A 259-nucleotide genomic window follows, 5' to 3' on the forward strand; every position below is an offset into this window, starting at 1 on the left:
CAGACCGATGTCTCGTGCAGGTGTTCCGGCCCAATACAAACTCATGAGGGCGACAGGACAAACCGGAACAAACTTTACCACAATCGCTACCATCAGTACCAATCTTGATCCTGCTGTGGCAGATACGCTGTTTGTTGACAAACTGCTCAACACCACTGACAATGCATACAGATATCAGCTCGAATACTCCACCACCCAGGCAGGAAGCCTCGCTATCGTTGATGTTACCGAACCCGCAAGCAGCGTAAGACTGGAACAA

1 protein-coding gene is annotated in these 259 nt (G+C 50.2%); it reads left to right on the forward strand.

Annotation, left to right across the window (positions count from 1 at the left end; all coding sequences use genetic code 11):
• A partial coding sequence (locus AC1XUE_RS25795; RefSeq protein WP_483358875.1) for a hypothetical protein occupies window positions 1-259 on the forward strand: 259 nt, incomplete at both ends.

The sequence above is a fragment of the Dyadobacter sp. HNCC25DJ187 genome (genome assembly GCF_056895255.1).